At 58.5% G+C, this 22,413-nt stretch carries 14 protein-coding genes; 8 read left to right on the top strand and 6 right to left on the bottom strand.

Translation table 11 applies throughout. From position 1 onward, the window contains the following. Positions 1–22 precede the first annotated feature (22 nt). From HB393_RS06675 to HB393_RS06665, 3 genes are all read left to right on the top strand, one after another. Positions 23–2,290, top strand: a complete 2,268-nt coding sequence (locus tag HB393_RS06675; RefSeq protein ID WP_213804374.1) for a penicillin acylase family protein — start codon at positions 23–25, stop codon at positions 2,288–2,290. Between the two features lie 75 nt (positions 2,291–2,365). Next, positions 2,366–2,539, top strand: coding sequence for a hypothetical protein (locus HB393_RS06670; protein WP_213804373.1), 174 nt, complete (start codon positions 2,366–2,368; stop codon positions 2,537–2,539). Beyond that, positions 2,536–4,203, top strand: a complete 1,668-nt coding sequence (locus HB393_RS06665; protein WP_213804372.1) for a cbb3-type cytochrome c oxidase subunit I — start codon at positions 2,536–2,538, stop codon at positions 4,201–4,203. Before HB393_RS06670 ends, HB393_RS06665 begins: the two co-directional genes overlap by 4 nt. An 850-nt stretch (positions 4,204–5,053) precedes the next feature. Here HB393_RS06665 and HB393_RS06660 read toward each other — a convergent pair. After that, positions 5,054–5,707: a Crp/Fnr family transcriptional regulator gene (locus HB393_RS06660; RefSeq protein ID WP_213804371.1), complete on the bottom strand. Its 654-nt coding sequence runs from the start codon at positions 5,705–5,707 to the stop codon at positions 5,054–5,056. A gap of 255 nt (positions 5,708–5,962) precedes the next feature. Here HB393_RS06660 and HB393_RS06655 point away from each other — a divergent pair, with 255 nt between their 5' ends. Next, positions 5,963–8,743, top strand: a complete 2,781-nt coding sequence (locus tag HB393_RS06655) for a hypothetical protein (protein ID WP_213804370.1) — start codon at positions 5,963–5,965, stop codon at positions 8,741–8,743. Positions 8,744–9,794: 1,051 nt separating this feature from the next. Next, entirely contained in the window at positions 9,795–13,115 is a 3,321-nt protein-coding gene (locus tag HB393_RS06650; RefSeq protein WP_213804369.1) for a vitamin B12-dependent ribonucleotide reductase, read from the top strand. A gap of 662 nt (positions 13,116–13,777) precedes the next feature. Here HB393_RS06650 and HB393_RS06640 read toward each other — a convergent pair. Both HB393_RS06640 and HB393_RS06635 read right to left on the bottom strand, forming a co-directional pair. Beyond that, positions 13,778–15,040, bottom strand: coding sequence for an AAA family ATPase (locus HB393_RS06640; RefSeq protein WP_213804367.1), 1,263 nt, complete (start codon positions 15,038–15,040; stop codon positions 13,778–13,780). Between the two features lie 488 nt (positions 15,041–15,528). Beyond that, positions 15,529–16,785, bottom strand: a complete 1,257-nt coding sequence (locus HB393_RS06635) for a nucleotide disphospho-sugar-binding domain-containing protein (RefSeq protein WP_213804366.1) — start codon at positions 16,783–16,785, stop codon at positions 15,529–15,531. 441 nt (positions 16,786–17,226) lie between these two features. Here HB393_RS06635 and HB393_RS06630 point away from each other — a divergent pair, with 441 nt between their 5' ends. Both HB393_RS06630 and HB393_RS06625 read left to right on the top strand, forming a co-directional pair. Beyond that, positions 17,227–18,264, top strand: a complete 1,038-nt coding sequence (locus HB393_RS06630) for a CsgG/HfaB family protein (RefSeq protein WP_213804365.1) — start codon at positions 17,227–17,229, stop codon at positions 18,262–18,264. Positions 18,265–18,319: 55 nt separating this feature from the next. Beyond that, positions 18,320–19,231 carry a hypothetical protein gene (locus HB393_RS06625; protein ID WP_213804364.1) on the top strand — a complete coding sequence of 304 codons (912 nt, stop codon included), beginning with the start codon at positions 18,320–18,322 and terminating at the stop codon, positions 19,229–19,231. Positions 19,232–19,245: 14 nt separating this feature from the next. Here the strand turns inward: HB393_RS06625 and HB393_RS06620 are convergent, their stop codons facing one another. Both HB393_RS06620 and HB393_RS06615 read right to left on the bottom strand, forming a co-directional pair. After that, positions 19,246–19,581, bottom strand: a complete 336-nt coding sequence (locus tag HB393_RS06620) for a VirK family protein (RefSeq protein ID WP_255550892.1) — start codon at positions 19,579–19,581, stop codon at positions 19,246–19,248. Positions 19,582–19,920: 339 nt separating this feature from the next. Continuing rightward, positions 19,921–20,061, bottom strand: a complete 141-nt coding sequence (locus tag HB393_RS06615; RefSeq protein ID WP_213804363.1) for a hypothetical protein — start codon at positions 20,059–20,061, stop codon at positions 19,921–19,923. A 234-nt stretch (positions 20,062–20,295) separates the two neighbouring features. Between HB393_RS06615 and HB393_RS06610 the strand changes: the two genes are divergently transcribed. Continuing rightward, complete coding sequence (locus tag HB393_RS06610; protein ID WP_213804362.1) at positions 20,296–20,487, top strand: hypothetical protein; 192 nt, start codon at positions 20,296–20,298, stop codon at positions 20,485–20,487. A gap of 154 nt (positions 20,488–20,641) precedes the next feature. Here HB393_RS06610 and HB393_RS06605 read toward each other — a convergent pair whose 3' ends face one another. Further along, on the bottom strand, positions 20,642–22,042 hold the full coding sequence (locus HB393_RS06605; protein ID WP_213804361.1) for a hypothetical protein: 1,401 nt from the start codon (positions 22,040–22,042) through the stop codon (positions 20,642–20,644). Positions 22,043–22,413 lie beyond the last annotated feature (371 nt).

The raw sequence follows: 22,413 nt of genomic DNA, 5'->3' as shown, positions 1-22,413 counted from the left end.
CCAAAGCAGCAGGAGAGCAGCCGTGCGTCTTCGCCTCATCGCCTCAGCCGTCTTTGCAACCGTCGCCTTCTCCAGCCTCATCGTTCCATCGCTTCACGCGGCCCCTGCCTATCGCCCCGCCAAAGGCACCGACATCCTCTGGGACAAGTACGGCATTCCCCACATCTACGCCAAGTCAACCCCGGACCTCTTCTTCTGTTACGGCTACGCGCAGGCCGAAGCTCACGGCAACCTACTCCTCCATCTTTACGGAGAGGCCCGCGGCCGCTCCGCCGAGTACTTCGGCTCGCCCAATACCCCCGAGGCCAAGGCCGAGACCTCCTCTGCCATCAAGTCCGACACCTGGGTCTGGACCAACTCCATCCCGCAGCGCTCCGAAGGCTGGCTCAAGCAACAAACCCCCGAGTTCCGTTCCTACCTCGAAGCCTTCGCCGCCGGCATCAACGCCTACGCCGCCAAGCACCCTGAAGCCATCTCCGAAGAGTCGAAGCGCGTCCTTCCCGTCACCGCCCTCGACCCCATCGTGCGCTCGCAGCACTTCATCCACTTCACCTTCGTCGCCAGCTCCCGTCTCGCAGAACCCACACGCCGTGCCGCTGTCAGCACCGAAGCCTCCCTCGAACCCGGCCCCCTCGACGAAATTCCCGGCGTACCAGCAGACTCCGACGGAGGCTCCAACGGCTGGGCCATCGCTCCCTCGCACTCCGCCTCCGGCAAGTCGATGCTCCTCTCCAACCCGCATCTAGCCTGGGCCGGATCCACCACCTACTTCGAGGCAGAGTTCAACGCCCCCGGCATCCACATCTACGGAGCCACCCAGGTCGGCCTGCCCGTCCTCCGCTTCGCCTTCAACGATTTCCTCGGCTACACCCACACCGTCAACACCATCGACGCCGCCGACCTCTACCGTATCAAGACCAGCGGCGAAGGCTACCTCTTCGACGGTAAAGTCCTGCCCTTCGAGAAGGACTCCCACACCCTCAAGATCCGCCAACCCGACGGCTCCTTCACCGCCGAAACTCTCGCCATCCGCCGCACCGTCCACGGCCCCATCATCAAGGAAGACGCAGGCGATCCCATCGCCCTCCGCGTCGCCGGACTCGACAAGCCCTTCATGCTCGAACAGTACTGGCAGATGTCCACCGCCCACGACTTCGCCCACTTTGAGACCGCCATCAAGCGCCTCCAGGCTCCCATGTACAACATCCTCTACGCCGACCGCGACGGCCACATCGAGTACCTCTTCGGCGGCGACGTCCCCCGCCGCAGCAAAGGCGACGTCGCCTTCTGGGCCGGCATCGTGCCTGGCGATACCTCCGAGACCCTCTGGCACGACTACCTCACCTACGCCGAGCTCCCCAAGGTCATCGACCCACTCAACGGCTACGTCCAGAACACCAACGAGCCACCCTGGGACGCAGCCTGGCCCAACAACCTCGACCCCAAGGCCTACCCGCCCTACGTGGCTCCCACCTTCGTCTCCTTCCGCACGGAGCGCTCGCTCCACATGCTCTCCAACCTCGACGCCGGCAACAAACCCATCAGCTTCGACCAGATGATCGAGAGGAAGTTCTCCACCCGCGTTGAGCTCGCCGACCGCATCCTCCCCGACCTCCTCGCCGCCGCCGAGAAGTACGGCACCCCGCAAGCCAGGCAAGCAGCCGCAGTCCTCGCCAAATGGGACCGCCTCACCGAAGCCAACAGCCGCGGTGCGGTCCTCTTCTACGCCTGGGCCCGCCAGTTCATGGGACCGACCCTCGCCAGTCAGGCAGGCTTCGCCACCCCGTACGCGTTAGCCTCTCCCATGACCACGCCAGCCGGACTCAAAGACCCAGCCAAAGCCGCCCAGCAACTCGACGCTGCCGCCTCCGAAACCATGCACGACTTTGGAAGCTTAGACATACCCTGGGGAGACGTCATGCGCTTCCAGATCAACAACCAATCCAACGGACAGGTCACCGGCACCTCCGTCGTCCGAACCGCCCCCATCGACGGCGTCGACATCCCCGCCAACGGAGGCTACGGCAACACCGGCGTCTTCCGCGTCATCACCTTCGGCCCTCTCCAGAACAAGACCCGCACCCCCATCCACGGCGACGGCTACGTAGCGGCCATCGAGTTCACCACTCCCGTCCACGCTAAACTCTCCCTCTCCTACGGCAACTCCTCCCAGCCCAACTCGTCCTTCCACACCAACCAGATCCCGCTGCTCCAATCCAAACAGATGCGCGAAGCCTGGCTCACCCGCAAAGCCGTAGAAGCGAACCTCTCCTCCAGGGAGACCTTCTAGTTGGCTTCCGTCCGCTTGTGATGGCCATCACAGACGCTTTCTTCAGGTGCCTTCATCCTCATATCGGAGGCACCCATGCAAACACCCACCTTCACCCGCTGCTCTCACTCTGATAAGTCCTGCACCGGCACCTGCGTCTGCACCGGCTATAAGACCAGCAACTCCTGCCCGCCCCTCATCGTCCTGGCCGTGCTCGCGCTGGCGACCCCCATCGCGGTCTTGCCCTGTGTCATCGGAGCCTCACGATGAGCGTTCTGCTTCCCGCTCTGACCGATCAAAGCATCGCCGCCGATCCAGCCCCCGCGAGGCCGCGCAACTACCTAAACAACGAGTACGGCCTCAAGAGCTGGCTCCTCACCAGCGACCACAAGCGCATCGCGATCCTCTACTTCATCAGCGTGAGCTTCTTCTTCCTGGTCGGCGGCCTCCTCGCCATGGCCATCCGCATGGAGCTTCTCACGCCCGCGTCGGACCTCATGTCCTCGGACAGCTACAACAAGGTCTTCACCATGCACGGCATCGTCATGGTCTTCTTCGTCCTCATCCCTGCCATTCCCGCCATCCTGGGCAACTTCGTCCTGCCCTTGATGCTCGGCGCCCGCGACCTCGCCTTCCCGCGCATCAACCTCCTCAGTTGGTACTGCTACGTCATCGCATCGCTTCTGTTGCTCTACACCGTCATCAACGGCGGCGTCGACACCGGCTGGACCTTCACCACTCCCCTCAGCACGCACTTCGTCAACACCAACGTCATCTCCGCCGGACTCGCGGCCTTCGTCGCAGGCTTCTCCTCCATCCTTACTGGCCTCAACTTCATCGTCACCATCCACCGCATGCGCGCGCCCGGCCTCACCTGGTTCCGCCTCCCGCTCTTCGTCTGGTCGCACTACGCCGCGTCGGTCATCATGATCCTCGGAACGCCCGTCGTCGCCGTCACTATCGTTCTGGTCGCGGTCGAACGCCTCTTCGGATTCGGCTTCTTCGACCCCACCAAGGGCGGCGACCCGCTCCTCTTCCAACATCTCTTCTGGTTCTACTCGCACCCCGCCGTCTACGTGATGCTGCTGCCCGGCATGGCCGTCATCTCCGAGATCATCGCCTGCTTCTCCCGCAAGCGCATCTTTGGCTACACCGCCGTAGCCTTCTCTTCAGTCGCCATCGCCGTCTTCGGCTTCTTCGTCTGGGAGCACCACATGTTCATCATGGGTGTCAGCCAGTACTCCGCGCTGGTCTTCTCGCTGCTCACCATGCTGGTCGCCGTACCCTCCGCCATCAAGGTCTTCAACTGGACCCTCACGCTCTCTCAAGGCTCCATCACCTTTCAAGCCCCGATGGTCTACGCCTTGTGCTTCATGGGCCTCTTCCTCATCGGTGGATGCACCGGCGTCTTCCTCGGCTCTCTCGGCATGGATGTCCACCTCACCGAGACCTACTTCATCGTCGCCCACTTCCACTTCGTCATGGTCGGAGCCGTCATCATGGCCTATCTCGGCGGACTCCACTTCTGGTGGCCCAAGATCACCGGCCGCATGTACCCCGAAGGCCCCGCCAAGGTCGCCGCCGTAGTCATCTTTGTGGGCTTCTTCTTTACCTTCGGTCCGCAGTTCATCCTCGGCTACCTCGGCATGCCCCGCCGCTACGCCTCCTATCCCGCGGAGTGGCAGGTCCTCAACGTCTTCTCCACCGCGGGAGCCACCGTCATGGGACTCGGATACATGATGGTCTCCATCTATCTCATCTGGTCCTTGTACGCCGGACCCATTGCCTCCTCGAACCCCTGGCGCGCCTACGGTCTCGAGTGGCAGACCACCTCACCTCCACCCACCGAGAACTTTTTTGAAACTCCAATCGTCACTCACGAGGCTTATGACTACGCCTCTATCGACAATCCTGCATCCACTGTGGCACCCTAGTTGGGTCCGTGCGAGGTCCTCCCCATGCCAGACAGAAAACATGCAACTACTCCCCCGTCGTCCGTTCAACCGGGCCTGAAGAATGCGTCAACCTCCAACACCGTCAATCCTGGAAGAAAACCTGTAGCAAGCACCAAAACTAGTTTGAAGGTCAAACCCTCAAACCACCTCTTTCCCCCCAGCCCGAACTGTTACCAGTTGGAAGACCGTTCGATGCCATCAGTCTCCAGCTTCTAACCTGTCTGCATTCGTATGCTCATAAACTGCGGCTTCTATTCCATGCGGTCCATGAGCATACGACGCAGTGCGCCATGAGATATCCATCTCCGACGCGCGTGGATGACTCACGCTAAATTCAACCCCCACAGATCCTTACGTATTGAATCTGTAAAATCGCCAGCAAAACACGTTGTCAAGCCCCAAACTCAACGAACGTATGTCGAATCATGAAGATCCAAGTGGCACTGGAGTTATGGTTGGCTCGATAAAATAGAAGTAGGAATAGAAACAAAAGTTAGAAGCAAGAGACAGCACGAAATGCATCAAGACCGCTCAGTGCGGACAGTGTTGTCAGGTCCTTGAAATCTTGGAGAAGTTTGTGCGAAGCACCCCGCCGGGGTAGAGGAAAAAGTCCAGGGATAAACCGTCTTAAACGAAGACTTTGTCCCAAAAAGCGGGGGGAGGGGGTCTGACAGACCACGCTACGGCACAGTAGGGCGGGCGACACTACGAACGCTCTGCCTTCAGCCTGTCGAGCCAGGATTGAAGACGTCTGCTAAGCCTCTTGTCGCCGTACATCACGACCAACTTCACCCGGAGAGGGCGGATATCCAAAGCGCTTAGGGAAGTGCTAACAGTACAACCGCTCCAGCTTCTCCGGCGAAGGCAGCACGATCCGCTCTCCTTCGATCTCGATTAAGCCCTCGGCCTTCATCTTCGTGAGCGCCCGAGTCGCCGTCTCCCGTGAGATTCCCGCCATATGCCCAAGCTCTTCGTGCGTCAAAGGCATCCGAAATCGCAGCGGCCCTTCGACATCGCCCGCCTCGGCTGCAGCTCGTCCGGCCCGCGTCCGTCCCCAGTCCAGCAGGACACTCGCCAGCCGTCCCGCCGCCGACCCCGACAGCGCCAACCGCCGCGCGCTCGTCACCGCCGTTCCATACTCCCGCGCCACGGTCTCCGCCGAGTTCAGCCCCACCCCGCGAAACTCCTCCATAAACCGCAGAAAGTCCTCCCGGTCCATCACCCGAACCTCGCACTCCTCCAGGGCCTCCGCCGTCGACTCGTAGATCGTCCCCTTAAGCGCCGAAGCCAAACCCAACACATCCCCCGGTCCCGCGATCCGCAGCAGCAACAGCCGCCCATCCCGCGAAGAGGTCGTCAGCTTCAGAGTCCCCTTGCAGACCACGCACACCCGCTCCGCCGCGGCCCCTTCCTCCACCACCCGGTCGCCCTCCACATAGGTCACCTGCTCACCCAGCCGGTCGAGCTCCCGCAAGGCGTCCATGTTCAAGCTGCAGAAACAGTGTGCTCCTCGCACCGTGCACTCCACGCAACTCCGCCGCAATGCCATACCCCATCCTACCCCCGCCGCGAGATCCGGCTACTCCGCAATGGCCTGCGTCCAGTCTGCCGCCACAAGAAAAATCTTGCAATCGGCAGGGATTCTCGCTAATGTCGGCGCTACGGCAAAACCTTCCAACGGCCCCCACACTGTATTTATTCTTTAGAAAAGGTCCGTTCCCCGGATTGGTGTCAGTGGATGTCTGCGAAAGAAGAAACCGCACAGTCGGCCCGCCAGAAGATCTCGGCTTGGTCCCAGTATCTGTATTTCCTCCGCTTCAGCATCATCTTCTGGTTCTTCCTGCCGATGATGATTCTGCTGGACTATCTGGGCTACACCACGTCCATCACCCGCGCCTTCATGGCGCCCAATAGCCCCTGGCAAGCCACTCAGGACGCCTTCTTCGTCGTCGCGCTGGGCATGATCGTCCTGATCACCACCCGCAACTTCTGCATGAACGGCCTCGACCGCTTCGGAACCCAGCCTCCATACCTCCTCCGCTGGCTCTTCTGCAGCCCAGCACCGAAGCCCGTCTGGTGGGCCCTCTTCCTGGCGCACATTCCAACCCTGATCACCCTCATCTACCTGGGCTGCACCGCGATGAGTGAGCGGGAGCACAACTTCCCCCTGCCCCTGTTCCACTTCCACGCTCGCCAGCTCGTCTGGCTCTACCTCGCAGCGGGCGTCCTCCTCGGTGGCATCTTCTGGTACGTCGTCTCGCTCTTCTACTACTGGACTTACACCGATCCGTCAGGAAGCCCGCCCGCGGCCAAGCCCCTCATCTTCCCCGAGCCCCTCTTCGGCGATCTTCACTTGGCTCCGCGTCCCATCTTGGCTCGTTGGCTGGAGTGGCCGCTCATGAAGCTCCTCTTCTTCACCCACGCGGGCTTCGCGCCCAGCCGCAAAGGTCCGCTCTGGGAGCTCCACTTCCTCTCCTTCGTCTCGCTCATCGGCTTCTTCCTGCTTTACATCTTTCTCTATCCGCTCACCGCTCCGGTCCCGCGTGGTGCGGATCTCCACCTTGGAGCCTCCGTCGCCTGCATCCTCGCGGCGCTCTTCATCGCCGGAATCGTCCGCACCCCCACGCAATTCAGTAAATGGGTCGGGCCCATCAAGTACTTCTTCATCGCTCTGGCCATATCCGTCGTCGCCATCTTCATCTTCAGCGCTCACCAGTTTATTCACGGCTCTCCCGCGGAACGTGCATTGCCCGTCCTCGCGACCATCCTCGTCATCTGTTCCTTCATCCTCTGGGCCGTCAGCGGAGTTGCGTTCCTCCTCGACCGCTACCGCATCCCCGTCCTCACCACCCTGCTCTTCCTCATCTTCATCCCCAAGGTCTTCCACTGGACGCAGGGCGAGCACTACTACTCCGCCGTCACCCGCTCCAGCGCTCCTCCGCCCTCGCCCGCGCAGGCCCTCGCCCTCCGCACCCAGGATCCCAACGACCCTCTTATCATCGTCTCCGCGACCGGAGGAGGCATCCACGCCGCTGTCTGGACGACAGAGATTCTTGGCCGCCTGGAAGAGAGCTTCTCCAACGATCCCTCGCTCCACGCGCCCTCTCCTACCGCGAAGCCCTATAACTTCCACGACCACGTCCTGCTCGCCAGCGGAGTCTCCGGCGGCAGCGTCGGTCTCATGTCCTATCTGCTGGAGTTCACTGCGCAGCAGCCCTTTGATCCACAGCATCCGCCCACGGCGCGCATGAACAACGCCGCCGCATGCTCCAGCATCGAGGACGTCGCCTGGGGTCTGGAGTACTACGACCTCGTCCGCCTCCTGACCAACTTCTGGCTCTCCCGCCCCGGAATCCAGCCGCCCGACCGCAACTGGGCTCTCACCGAGGCCTTCAACCGCAACCTCAACCATCCTCTCTGCCATACCTCTGCAAAGGATCTTCCCGGCCTCCAACCGCTCACCTCCAACGCCAATCAACTCACTCTTGGCAAAGCCGCGGATCTGCTTGAAGCCAACAAGCTTCCCGCCTTCGTCCTCAACACCACCGCCGTCGAGACCGGAGGCCGCTTCCTCCTCTCCAACTACCAGATTCCCAAGAACTTCATCCCTGGCAACGATCTTCTCCCCGCCGAATCCTTCCTTCACGCCTACGGAGAGCCCTGCGAGAGCGATCACCATCGTCCCTACGCCGATCTGCCCATCGCCACCGCGGCGCGTCTCTCCGCGACCTTTCCCCTCGTCTCCTCCGCCTCCCGCGTCCCGGCTCTCTACGCCGACCACGCCTACCACTTCGTCGACGGCGGATACTACGACAACGACGGCACCGCCTCAGTCATTGAGTTCGTCAACGCCGCCCTCGCCTCGGCCAAAGCGCCTCAGACTCCCATCGGACAGGATCCCTGCCTCAACGTCGCCGCTCCGACCGCCGCTCCATCCCCATCCAACTCCTCCGCCCTGCAGACAGCCCAGCCAGCCTCCCCTCGTCCGCCCCTCGCCATTCTGCTCATCGAAATCCGCAACGGCGATGACCTCGATCCCATGAACAACGAGGACGACTACGACTTCCAGACCCACCCCAAAGACAAGCACAACTGGAACGCCATCTCCCAGCTCACTGCACCCGCCAACGCCCTCTGGCAGGCGGGACATGTCAGCGTCACCCGCCGCAACCGTCTGGGACTCTGTCTCCTGGAGAGCGCCAACGTTGGCAACATGGTCATCCACCACATCATCTTCAATTTCGATCCCGCCTCCAGCCGCCCCGACCAGAAGAACACCCGCGACGTCATTCAGCCGCTCAACTGGCACCTCACCGCCGGCCAGCGCCAGGACATCCACGAGCAGGCTGTCAGTCCCGAGACCACCGCCGCCATCGACCAAGCCCGTGACTGGGTCCGCACCATCCTCAACCGCGCACCCCCCGGCCAGCCTCGTCCTGCCGTCCCCTCCGACGACAGCGAAGCCTGCCACATCGCCTACGTCCGGGTCCATCCTCAACAGTTCGAGACGAAACGCTAACGTCCGGCTGAGTTCCTGCAAAAGTTCAAAGACCTTCCAGTGCGCGTTCGGCTCTCCTGGGCTAGCTCCCGCCTACGCGCCGGAGTCACCCGGCAGGTCACCGTCGAGAATGATGCATTCGCTCTTCCCAATGGCGGATTGTGCTCGCTTCAAAATAACGAACTCTCCTCTTCTGTCTTCTGTAGATTTGCCGTGCACCTGCCCCGTTTCGCCTTCTTCTCCTCCACTTGGTCCCATCTGCCTTGTTCGCGGCTGCAATCGCCTGAAAACACAAGGGCTTCAGCTTCAGGATGGATCGGGAACCTCGATGACTCTCCCAGAACGCCTGGAATCGCCTCTGTCACGTCCTCCCCGCTGAGCTTTAGCAACCGGTTTCCTTTCACGCAGAATTATTCCGGCCACCAATTTCTATGCCCCGGTACCCCAATCAGCTTCACCGAATACTCTCTCGTCGATCGAATCCGGTATGAAGTCGTCATTCCGGAGATACGCCTTCCTTACGAAGCCCAGAAGTTGATTCAGCTGGAGCCAAACACGCCGACACCATAAATTAGACCCCTCCCAAGCAACCCAAGGACGTCCGCCTCCCGGACGTCCTCTTTTCCTACTTTTCCACCTCCCTCCACCGCACTTGCACCACTCCTGCACCTTGCGCCTCACCCCCTCCGCGCATAGCCTCAAAACTGCGTCTGTAGACCCCCTCATATCCCCGCCCGAATTGCGTCGAAAATGAGACTTCCACAGCGAATCTCTAGACTTTTCGCGCCTTCTCGCATTAACCTCCTGTTAACAGGGGTATTCGTAGAGACAACACAACATGTTGTGCTTTATACTTGACAGACCCTATAGGGGGCGGTACTTTCACGACTGCAACACCCCGAGGACGTTCGGTTTATCAAACTAAATTTCGGCTTGCAAGACCCCCGGAGTGCTCGCCTGGCTCCCTTACCAGCGCTTGATGCCGTTTTAGACCTCAGATCCCGAACGCCTGAGGCCCCAGAATCAGTTTCAACATCACACTTTTTAGAGTTTTTGAAGGAGTAATTTTCCCATGGCCACGATTCCCAATCAGACCGGCATCAACACCGGCGCCCAGTCTTCCTCCTCCCAGCAGACCTCCAACGCTCCCGGGCTCTCCTTTTCGCGCCACTTTACCCGCGCTGGTGTCTCCCCCTACGACGAGGTCATCTGGGAGCTCCGCGACGCCATCATCCAGGACTTCAAGGGCAAGACCATCTTCGAGCAGAAGAACGTCGAAGTTCCCGCTGACTGGTCGATGACCGCGACCAACATCGTCGCCTCCAAGTACCTCCACGGCCTCAACGGCACCCAGGAGCGTGAGTCCGGCGTCCGCGCCCTCATCACCCGCGTCGCCGAGTCCATCCGCGACTGGGGCATGCGCGACGGCTACTTCGCCACCCAGGCCGACGCCGACACCTTCTACGCCGAGCTCGCCCACCTTCTCCTCAACCAGAAGGTCGCCTTCAACTCCCCTGTCTGGTTCAACGTCGGCTGCGACCGCCTCGAGCCCAACTCCGACGCCCAGAACTGGCACTGGAACGCCACCTCCGGCAAGGTCGAGTTCTCCGTTACCGGTTACACCAAGCCGCAGTGCTCCGCCTGCTTCATCAACTCCGTGCAGGACTCGCTCGACTCCATCCTCACCCTCGCCAAGACCGAGGGCATGCTCTTCAAGTGGGGCTCGGGAGCCGGTTCGAACCTCAGCAGCATCCGTGGCTCCATGGAGACCCTCTCCGGCGGCGGCACCGCCTCCGGCCCGCTCTCCTTCATGCGTGGCTTCGACGCTTTTGCAGGTGTCATCAAGTCCGGCGGCAAGACCCGCCGCGCCGCCAAGATGGTCATCCTGAACGTCGAGCACCCCGACATCATCGACTTCATCGAGTGCAAGGTAAAGGAAGAGGCCAAGGCCTACACCCTCGTCCAGGCTGGCTACGACGGCTCGGGTCCTGACTCCGAGGCCTACAGCTCCATCTTCTTCCAGAACGCCAACAACTCCGTCCGCGTCACCGACGAGTTCATGGCCGCCGTCGACTCCGACAGCTCCTTCTTCACCCGCACCGTCAAGGACCGCAAGCCGGTTAAAGAATTCCGTGCCCGCGACATCATGCACCGCATCGCCGAAGCCACCTGGCAGTGTGGCGATCCCGGCATGCAGTACGACACCACCATCAACCGCTGGCACACCTCCAAGAACACGGCCCGCATCAACGCCTCCAACCCTTGCTCGGAGTACATGTTCCTGGACGACTCCGCCTGCAACCTTGCCTCCTTCAATCTGCTCAAGTTCCTCACCCCCGGCGGAGCCTTTGACACCGCCGGCTACCGTCACGCCATTGCCATCGTCACCACCGCCATGGAGATCATCGTCGACGCCGCCGGCTACCCCACCGAGATGATCGCCAAGAACTCGCACGACTACCGCCCCCTCGGGCTCGGTTACGCGAACCTCGGTGCTCTCCTGATGGCCTTCGGTCTCCCCTACGACTCCGATGCCGGCCGTGACTTCGCCGCTACCCTCACTGCGATCCTCTGCGGCGATGCCTACTGGCAGTCCGCCCGCATCGCCGAGCGCTCTCCCGCCCTCGGAGCCGCCACCCCGCTCACCCAGCAGAACGGCGTCTCCGGCGGAGCCTGCCCTGGCTTCTACGTCAACCGCGAGCCCTTCCTCGACGTCATTCGCATGCACCGCGCCGAGGTCAACAACATCGGCTCCTCGCGTAACTCGGCCGAGCCCTTCGTCGCGCCGCAGCTCGACGAGCTCATCGGCGCCGCCACCAACGCCTGGGACGGAGCTCTCGCCCACGGCGAGCGCCACGGCTTCCGCAACTCCCAGGTCACCGTCCTCGCCCCCACCGGCACCATCGGCTTCATGATGGACTGCGACACCACCGGCATCGAGCCCGATCTCGCCCTGGTCAAGTACAAGAAGCTCGTCGGCGGCGGCATGATCAAGATCGTCAACAACACTGTCCCCTCGGCGCTCTTCAAGCTTGGCTACAGCAACGATGAGGTCAACGCCATCGTCAGCTACATCGACGCCACTGGCACCATCGAAGGCGCGCCCGCCATCCGGCCCGAGCACCTCGCCGTATTCGACTGCTCCTTCAAGCCCTCCAAGGGCACCCGCTCCATCCACTACATGGGCCACATCAAGATGATGGCCGCCGCCCAGCCCTTCCTCTCCGGCGCCATCTCCAAGACCGTCAATCTTCCGCAGGACTGCTCCGTCGACGACATCGCCGAAGCTTACCTCGAAGCCTGGCGTCAGGGCCTCAAGGCCGTAGCCATCTACCGCGATAACTCCAAGGGCTCTCAGCCGCTCAACGTCTCCGGCAGCGACGGCAAGGCGCAGAAGGAAGGCAAGAAGGACATCTCCGCCGTAGCCGCGGGCTCCATCGAGATCGAGGAGGCTGTGATCGCCGCCAAGGCCGCCGCCGCGGCCCGCATCACCGCCCTCGAGACCCAGCTCCAGGCCATCACCGCTGCCGCTCTCCAGAACAGCGACTCCGCCGACGCCCAGGCCCCGCCCCGCGCCGTCCGGCATCGCCTGCCCGCCGAGCGAGCCAGCGTCACCCACAAGTTCGGCCTCTCCGGACACGAAGGCTACATCACCGTCGGCCTCTACCCCAACGGCCAGCCGGGAGAGATCTTCATCCGCATGGCCAAGGAAGGCTCCACCGTCTCCGGGCTGATGGACTCCTTCGCCACGGCGATCTCCCTCGCGCTGCAGCACGGCGTTCCGCTCCGCGTCCTCTGCGAGAAGTTCGCCCACACCCGCTTCGAGCCCTCCGGCTGGACCGGCAACCCCGACATCGGCTACGCCAAGTCCATCATGGATTACATCTTCCGCTGGATCCAGATTCGCTTCCTCTCCGGACACCAGCTCGACCTCTTCGCCGGCCTGCAGGCAGCCGCCAGCGTCCCGGTCACCGGTACCGTCAGCGGCCCCGGCAACACCGTGGTCGACAACGCGGGCAATATGGATAACGGCTCGTCGTCCTTCCACAACGAAGCCCTTTTGTCCTCCCGAACTGAAGCGGAGGGATCTGCTTCCAGCTCTGCCCACCCCTTAACCGGAGAGCACGAGAGCCACTTCGACCGCACCCCACCCAAGCAGGGAATCGCCCCGGACCTCGCCGCCAGCAACGGCCTGACCCCAACCGAGCCCTGGACCCTGGGGCCTGACCCCTCGTCGCTCGAGGATCGAGGCATCTACCACGCCTCCGACGCCATGAAGTCCATGTACGACATGGGCGACGCCCCCTCCTGCGCCACCTGCGGAGCCATCATGACAAGAAGCGGTAGCTGCTACCGCTGCATGTCGTGTGGAAGCACGAGTGGTTGCAGCTAAAGCTAATTAATTTGGTGACTAAGTCTGCTGTTTTGACTAGCTATCAAAACAGCAGACTCATGCCGAATACAATTTGCATTCGCATCGGCTATCATGAGCCGCATTTAGTTTGACCAATAGCCGATTAAATGACGGGCATTTCTCTATTATTTGGTCCAAGTTAACTCTTGCGGTGAAGGCCGCTTGATCCGTAGTTTCAGAGTACGAAATTCCATTTGGCAGTAATTCATTGATTCGAGCTTTAGCGCCTCTAATCAAATTAACGTTCGATGGTGTTCTTGCATTTGCTGCAATACCTCCTATTCCTCGCAAGGATTCTATTCCCGCTAATAGCCAACACTCAAATTCCTTTTCAATGCAGATGACGTCAAAGGAGGTTCGGTATATGGCTGTCGCGCTCCAAGACGTAATTAGTTTATGCAGATCTCTGCAGCACTCATCGTCCGCATCCAAAAAAAGAATGACGTGATCTACCGATGTGTCGAGCTGTGAGATACCCAGGTGCTTTCTGCATCGGTGTTCTTGAACCATCTGACCGCGATTTAGTTTGTAAGGTCTCAAAATTTTGGGGCTTTCACAGCCTATCAATTCGGAGAAAATTCTTCGAATTAAGACAGGTACCGCCTTCTCGTCCCCCGGCCCCTCTACGATCGGTTGAATGATCATTCCAGAACCTCGAAAAGAGGCGCGCGAATTACTTCAGTGTCAAAGATTGAAGGTGCGTCCAAAATTCGCATTCTGAAAAGCTCACCTGCGCCGCATAAGTCTTTTCGCAATGCCTCTTTAGCCGCACCATAGATGCCATCTACACGTGTGCTCCCGCGATGCCAACTTACTACACGTATAACATCTTCTGATATGGCGTGATCCAATACTTCTGGGCTATGGGTGGTTACTACAACTTGGCTATCAGCACTCACGCTTCTTAATAACTCTAATAATGCGCTTGTTGCGCCAGGATGAATTGATGTCTCAGGCTCTTCGATTAAAATTAGTGACGGTCTAGGATTTTGGAAAATAGCAAGCAATATACCAAAACTGCGTAAAGTTCCATCAGACATATTAAAAGCATCGAAAAATAGCCGTTCCCTACCGAATTCCTTTGAATACCAGCCCTGATAAAAACGTAGTGACTGCTTACGTCCAACCGCAACGGACCTTACCTCTTCCAAGTCTGGAATAATGCTGGCCATTATTTCTAATAATCGTTTGAACTGTGCTGGACTTGCTTTAGACAATCTATCTAGCACGCTAGCTGAGTTACTTCCATCAGGAAGCAATCGGGTTCCCGGATCGTGATCTTGAAATTCACGCAGGGTAGAAGGCTCGATGGAGTAAACGGCCATTGAAATAATGGCTTGTTTTAGGAAGGCAAAATCTATAATGCCTCCGAAGATTTGCATCATCAAAGAATCTTCAGAGATGAAATTGGCGGGCATGCCTTTTAGATATTCGATATTTGTTCGAATTCCAAAACTATTACGTTCAAACCACGCAATTTTACCGTCCTGAGTTTGTACAAAGCACTGTTCTTTGGATACAGAAAAACCTCGTCGACTGGTTGAGATTTCGACTGCGTACCTTGCTCTGACAACACGATCGGAGTCTCGCTGATAGAAGGGAAGACTGGAGAATTCCACGGCGAAACCCAGAGGAATTACCTCTTTATCTATACGATTCGGCCCTGCGTTAGGAGCGTGGATGGGACGTCGATGGGCCACATTATGGGCTCCTCCGCGCCGATTAATAACCGACTGCAACGGTTGTTCCATCGCCTCTGAGAGAAATGCAAATGCGTCTGCAATATTGCTCTTGCCGGAACCGTTGCGACCTACCCAAAAGTTCATCTCCGAGAAGTCGATAGAAGCAAAAGGGACGCTCTTGAAATTCTGTAGCACTAATTTTGCCAAGCGTGTCTGAGCCATATAACTCCATTTTCAATCGCAGCAATATCGATCCCGTGTATTCCATCTGGGACCGCGGGCCACGTTAGAGACTTGTGTGAGTCTTGGTATCGATGCCGGATTCCCATGCATAACCATACACTCATGTTTGGGTGCGGGTGGACAAACATGAGGAAATACATATTTGGGGGCGCTCCATTCATGCGTTCTCGCCGCACGAGTGGGCATTTGCGAAGCGAACCGCTACCGCCGACTCCACTACTCGACAGATATCCATCCTGGAAGAGCACGCTTCATGCATGCCGGAAACAGCCTCGCAGAAAGTGGTACTGCTCTGCCGATGGCTCGCCTCTCTCTTTCAATGGCGTCAACCACATCCATAAACTGCTGGGGCGGCTATCTCGCAAAGAAACGCCACGTAAGCATTTCTTCACCACCATCTGCTAAAACTGCCGCCGCATCTTCAAGGTCTTACGCGACGCTACTTGCTACTAGATCCAATACAGAGATCAAAGACCAAACGCTCTCTCAATCACCTTCGCCGCCTCATCGAGCCCATTTACTCGCGCGATCGCCTCTTTGAAATACTGCGACTGCCGCTGATACGACGCATCTCCGACCACCTCGCTCATAGCCGCATGGAGCAAGGTAGGAGTTAATTCCTTGATCGGAAGCGACTCTCCCACATGATGGTGAACGATCCTCGCCGCGACCGCTGGCTGATCGTTGGTGACAGGGATAGCGACCATGGGCACTCCCTGGGTGAGAGCCTCAAGCGCGGTATTCATTCCGGCATGAGTGACGCAAAGCGCGGCCCGCTTCAGAAGTTTAAGCTGCGGAGCATGATTGACCACGATGGTCTTGGAGAGCGAAGTCTTGATCTGGTCTACGCCGAGATTGTTTCCAATCGCAAGCGCCAGTTGAAATCCGGATAACCTCTCGGCAGCCTCGACGATGGTTTGAAAGACCTCAGTCTGCCCATTCTGCAAGGTACCCATGGACGCATAGATCAGAGGCTCGCCCGTAAGTCTCTCCCACGGAAAGGGCGCTTCGGCGCGTCCGACCTCACCATGAATAGGCCCCGTATAGCGAAACTGAGGCGGCCAATGATCGCTCGGAAAGTCGAACTCCTGCGGCATCTGCGTGATCCAGGCCAGCTTGGAGATCGTAGGATCGGGCTCGCTCCAATCGACACTCATCCCCATCTTCTTTGAGAACTTCTTGGCAGCATCGGTGCAGGGCTTCATCAACTCTCGGATGCGTCTTACTCCCGCACGATTTCTCTCCAGCGCCGCGGGAGTCGTCTCAAACGGCCAGCCAAAGAACCGAGGCGGCGTCGCTCCCGAGAGATCCAACGGAAGGCCCGGAGCCACATGGACATAAGGAATCCCCAGATGCATCGGCACCAGTCCGAGAAAGTAATGCGTCACATCCATGACCAGCGCATCGATGCCAGCCGCCGCGATTGCCGCTGGCAACTGATCCAGCGCTGCTCGAAGCAGCTCTGCAAGCGCAATGAAGCTGAACTCAACAGCCTCCTCCCCCTCAAGTTGGCTAAGCCCCTTATGGAGGGCCGCAACCCGTTCAATTGGCAGTTCCTTTTCGCAATAGGGGATGCAGGGAAGACCCGCAGCTCGAATAGCCGCCACCGCAAAAGGAAAAGCGATAAAAGTGACATCGTGGCCACGGGACTGAAGTCCTCGTGCCAACGTCGTCATGGGATTGACATGCCCTGGGGCTGGGAGACAGGTGAATGCAATTTTCATAGTTTGTACTTGTTCAAAACCTGGCCTTGACGCGATTTACTCCAGATACAGACACGCCTGACACATTTTTATTCCCGCCGGAGGAAGTCGTGCACCCCGACAAGGCCTCGAAAAAGTACAACGATGACGATTCCTGAAATGGGAATCGACACGCGCATTCGCTTGCATGGTGATACTACTTCTTCACCCAAAGAGAAAACCAGAACTAAGTCGAGATACAAGCCGACTTATAAAGTAAGTCCCATCTTATATTTTTCTAACTGCGGTTACATTTAGTTGCACTAAGTTGCACACACAAGAAAGGAACTAGAAGACAAGCAGAGAATACAAGACCGATATGCTCTCGCTGCCGCGCCAAACTTGATGTTTCAAGCCTTATGACGAGAGACGCGTGGTACTCTTGTGGGCGCTGAAGAGCACCGGGCCTGGAAAGAGGTGAGTATGAGATCTACATCTTTCGCTACCCATATCTGTTACATCGTCGCTTTATTCTTTCTTACTTGCACGGGCCTCGCCCAGGCAAAGCCGCGGATCGCAGTCTTCCCCTTCGACGACAGAACGACCTCCAACAAAGATATGAACATCGGCACGAAGGTCGCCGACCTTCTGATCGCGAAACTCACCACCAATGGAGCGTTCGCCGTCTACGACCGGCAGTACGTAGACCGCCTTCTCGCCGAAAAAGACCGCAAGTACGATCCGAACTACGACTCCGCGGTAGCAGCGAAGAGCGGCCTCATGGGAACCGTGGACATGGTCGTCTCCGGGCAGATCGACGCCTTCAACGCGAATGCCACTCAAGTAGTATCAGGCAAATTCGTGACCAAGCGAGTAGAGACGGATGGAGCAGTCGTCCTAAAGGTGACTGCGCGGCTCATCAGCGTGGAGCGAGGCTCGATCATCATGGCGCCCTCCGCCAACGCCGAGCAAAAGGGCGTCCTCGCAAAGGCCGACACGGTCGCTCCCTTGATCACCAAACATCTACCAGGCAGTAAGGACGGCTTAGACATCAACCAGCAACATGCGACGAACAACACCGACCAGGCTCTCCGCAAACTTGTAGACGAAGCCGCAGACGAAGTCACCAAGCAGTTAGCCACGCAGGTCGCACAAGCAGCCGCAACCGTCCAGGTCATCACCACGCCCCCTCCACCCCCCGCGCCGAAGCCAGAGTCGCACCCTTCCCTCGCCGGAGCCCGAGCCGACTTCGTCGGCATAAGTGATGGTCTCGCCTACATCGATAAGGGATCGGCGGCAGGCGTGAAGGTGGGACAGAAGATCGCAGTCCGGCGCAGCGTCAACACAGGCCTGAAAAATAGCGGAGGAGAGGCCATCCTGCGCCACAAGGCCGTCTGCACCTTGTTGGTCTCCGTCGTCGAAGAAGGCTCCGCCGCCGGCAAGTGTGTTCCCGAGCCAACCGCACACGGACAGGACGGCGTGCCCCATCCCGGAGACGAAATCATCATCGAGCCAAAGTAGCTTCACTGCAACTGAAGATGGTGTGGAACTTTCGTGAGAGAGGGGATGATCGATCTTGAATGCAGTAGCAACAGAATCATTTGTAACCGACATCGTCAAGCAAGTCGTCATCTCGGGATTCTCTTCCCTGATTCTTAACCTCCTGGGACAGTGGACGCTCACCAACCAGGCCGCCGACGAAAAGCCAGCAGCCAGGAAGGTCTACTCCATACGGGCAACATCCGTCCTGATCGGCGTAGCAATCTTCCTCTTCTGGAGGTGGAGTTCGCACGACACCGAATCCGCCGCCAAGGCGAGTCCGCCTATCCTGCAAAGCGTCATCGCCAAGCCCAACTTCGTGAAAAAGGGAGGCAGGGTCACATTGACCGTTCAGCTGGACGGCCCGGCACCACACGGAGGCGTCTCCGTCGTTCTAACCTCGAGCGATCCGGCGATTCTAACCGTGGATGGTGTCGCCACCGTTCCCGCCGGAAGGACCATGGGCACCGGATACTCCGAAGCCGTCGATGTGCCAACGTACTCTTCTCCGGTCTCGATCATCGCCACTTACAACGACGCCACGGTGCAGACCGAAGTGAACGTCACCAAGGGCGACTCCACAGCTCAAACGCCGAACTATCCTCAACTCCCGTCACGCGTGAACAAGCAGGTATCGTTGCCCGCTCCGCACGAAAACATCACGGCTCCACCAGCACCACCCGCCCACGCCCCCTTGGAGGCAGAGCTCGTCGGCCGGCTTGAAGAGGCTGAAGGGCGGCTCACCGGCGAGAAGGGCTACTGGGAGGGCGTAAAGCAGCACATGCCCGCAGGCACCTCCCTACGGCCAGAGATCAGCTCCCAACTCTTCGCAGCGGAGTCGGCGGCCCAGCGCTGCGAGAGGGCGAAGCAAGCATTCGACGCCGCCTCCCTTACGCCCTGCGTAGATGCTCTAAACGATCACTTGGCACAACTGAGAATCCAGCATTAGCTGGAGCCTCTTCATCACCAATGAATCACCACGCCCTTCGACAGATCACAGTCGAATTCCGCCTTGCGATAGACCTTATTCGTCGAAGCGTCTAAGAATCGATTGCGGATCTCGACCTTCCCATCAGCAGAGACCTTAAGCGAGAGAAACTCGTTCACCGCAGTGTCATCGGGTTTTACCGTGAAATGTGTCGTCGCGAATGCAATACTCTCGCCCGGCCTAACCATAAAGTTTTCGAAGTGTTGAATTCCAACCACCGACGGTCCCGGCTGATCCGTGCCATGAACCTTGCAAGCCGCCAGATCCGTCTTTACAGAAATCGTCTTTCCGCTAAGGACAGCATCTTGCAGCTTCTGATAGCTATCCGGCTTCCGAGCGGGTTCAGAGGTTCGGCCATAGGAGCGAGCGTTAAGAGCAAGAACAAGCCCAACAAAAAAGATAGAAAATGGATTCGATCGACAATACAGCGTTTCTCTTCATAAACTCTCCAGCATTAACACGATATCCCACTCCAGAGGGATACAATCTCCACCACTCCACAGACCTTCTATCGCCTAGCCCTACACCTGCGCAAACCTCGCCCTCCGTATAGCTGTCTACTAGATAGACCTTTACTAAAATAGAAAAGGGCCACGGCACACAGCCGCAGCCCTCACATCGGGTCCTTCATCTGATTATCGGAATCGACCTTACTTCATCCCTTTCATCATGGACGGCTTGCTCTGTGAGGCCGTTGACGACTCGTGCGACTTCGTCTGCATTCCAGCAGCGGGCTTGGACGACGATTTGGTCTTCTTCTGCTTCGCTGCATCCTGCATCTTCTTATCCATGGTGATACCTCCATTAAGGGGTCATACCCCCGTGGCAAAACACGATACTCCTCCCCACCCCATCCTGTCCGCAGGACAAAACAGAAAACCACACCACCATCCAAGCCGAAAGGCCAGCCTCTCATCTTTCATCGCCCTCAACCCCAAAAGCCCCCAGGATAGGACCTTTCGCCAGGACCACACGACCCACCCCGGAACACCCAACCAGCCCACCATCGCCGCTATACTATCCCTATGAACCTCGCCCTCGATCCCGCCACCGAAAAGCGCATTCAGCGCCTCATCGACCTCGGCTCCTACAGCGATGCGGCTGAGGTCGTAGCCCGCGCAGTCTTCCTCCTTGAAGCGGAAGAAGACTGGCTCCCTCGCAACAAGGAACATAGGCTGTCCAGCCGCGAATCCTCCCCAAACTCCGGCAACCATTGATCTATCAACGGATCAACTTATAAAAGTGGCACTTTCGACAATCCAATAGAAGAGAAAGCCCAGCCGAAAATGGCCGGGCTTTCGCATTTAACAAGGAAGGGAACTAACTCGAAGAAACTCAAACGGTTATCCCCAAAACACCTAGGAGACAACCCTAGGGTAGCCCAATCCGCTCCAGCACGATGTGCGGAGTTGAAGCATTCGCGGCAACATTGCTGGCCCCAATCAGCAGCTCGAACGGCTGAAGACTCCCATTCGCCCCCCTCGCCCGTTCGAGCACCGGAGCCATCAAGGCAGGATTCAGCACCAGCGCGCCCGCCGCCTGAGTTCCAGCCATGTTCAACCCGCCGATCAGCAGCACATGCCCGGTCGAATCCAGATTTGGCCGGTAAGCGATGAGCCCGTATGTATTCTCCTCGCCAATGTGGGAGTACACAGCACTCTCCCCGGGGCGCGGATGCAGGTTGGCGATCACCGGCTGTTTGTCGACCCCAGGATTGAAGCGGAACCGGAAGTTCAACTGCGGCTCGAAGAGCTCGATCCAGGGGTTGGCCTCATCCGAGCCGATCAGCACCGCATTCCCGGTATGCAGGTCGTCCATGCGCAGGTCCCGCGCATACCGGATCATCATGCGCCCAGGAACGACCTCCTTCAGCCGCGCCAGGTGCGCGACGAAGTCCAGATCAGCCACACTGGTGTAGCGCCGGCCACCCAACTTCAAAATCTCACGACTCGCAGGCACGTCATCGGTCTTCACGTTCGTGCGATAACTTCCACTCACATAGGAGGCGAGCGGGACAGGGCGCTCCGAGATCTCCTGCATGATGACCAACCCATCGTCCGAAGGGACGATGAACGTATCCCGCTCTCCATTGAATATCTGCCGCCAGAGTGCCTCCGAACCCTCCTCCGAAGAAAACGCCGGCCCCCTCGCAGATCTCAAGAGCGAACCACCCACTCCCAAAACAATCCCGAGACAAAGAGCCAGGCCCACCCCATATCGCCCCAGAACTCTTTTAGAGTTCTGCCGAGACCACAGATTGTCAGCCTCAACTTCCACGCTCGAATCCTCGGAACCGAGACTGACTGGCGAAGACTCAGCATCTGGATCAGCCGCTTCACCGATAGAAGTTTCAACCTCTAGCACTCTGGGGGTGAAGATCGGCGCATATCCTCCGCGAGGAATCTCCAGGCAGAGCGTCTCCTCTTTGCCCTCTGTTGCGAAGTACTCATCGATTCGCTTGCGCAGATTCCGCGCATAACTTCGGACGATATTGTCATCATTGGAGTCATAGCCTTCAGTTCGACCGAAGACTAAAACCCCAATCTGCTGCTCCGTAATCTCGTCGGTTCGATCGCAGATAGAGCGATCGACAATATAGAGCAGGAAGTCTGCCAGCAAACGCGAGCGTCCAAGAATACCGCTGGCCGCAATCCGCTGGGCAAGCTTCCACCGAGGATCCTCGCCATGGTCGCGTTGGGCGATTACCTCTCCACTCCGCAACTCTGAAGCGAATCCTCCCACTGTCTTCGGCGATGGTTCCAGGATTTGCATGATGTCTTTAGCTTTACTTCTTGAGCAAAGTCTAGGTTGCTTGGATGAATGCTCTGTGAATTCCGCCGGAGCGTCCGACCGTACACCCGTGTTCGCAAGCGAAGTCACATACTTCAGTCTGCTGATTTCACGCGAGATAAAGTATCCACGTAGCGCGAACACCTTTACACAGCAATAACCCCTACCGCTACAGTCATTTTGCTGAGCATACTCGGGATCAGAATCCCAGCAACACAACATCTCATGAATTCACTGATTCCGTAATCTCAAAAAAAACGTCTTTCTATGAAAACGAATATTTTCTCTGGATCGTCTCAGTCTGCGGCAAGCTTCACGCGTCGCCGACTGCTGAAAAACGCAGTGGGTCTTGC

Origin of the sequence: Granulicella sp. dw_53 (assembly GCF_018449545.1) — a bacterium.
GTDB lineage: Bacteria > Acidobacteriota > Terriglobia > Terriglobales > Acidobacteriaceae > Edaphobacter.
Note: the sequence above shows the minus strand (reverse complement) of the source record. Positions and strands in the feature narration are given on the sequence as shown.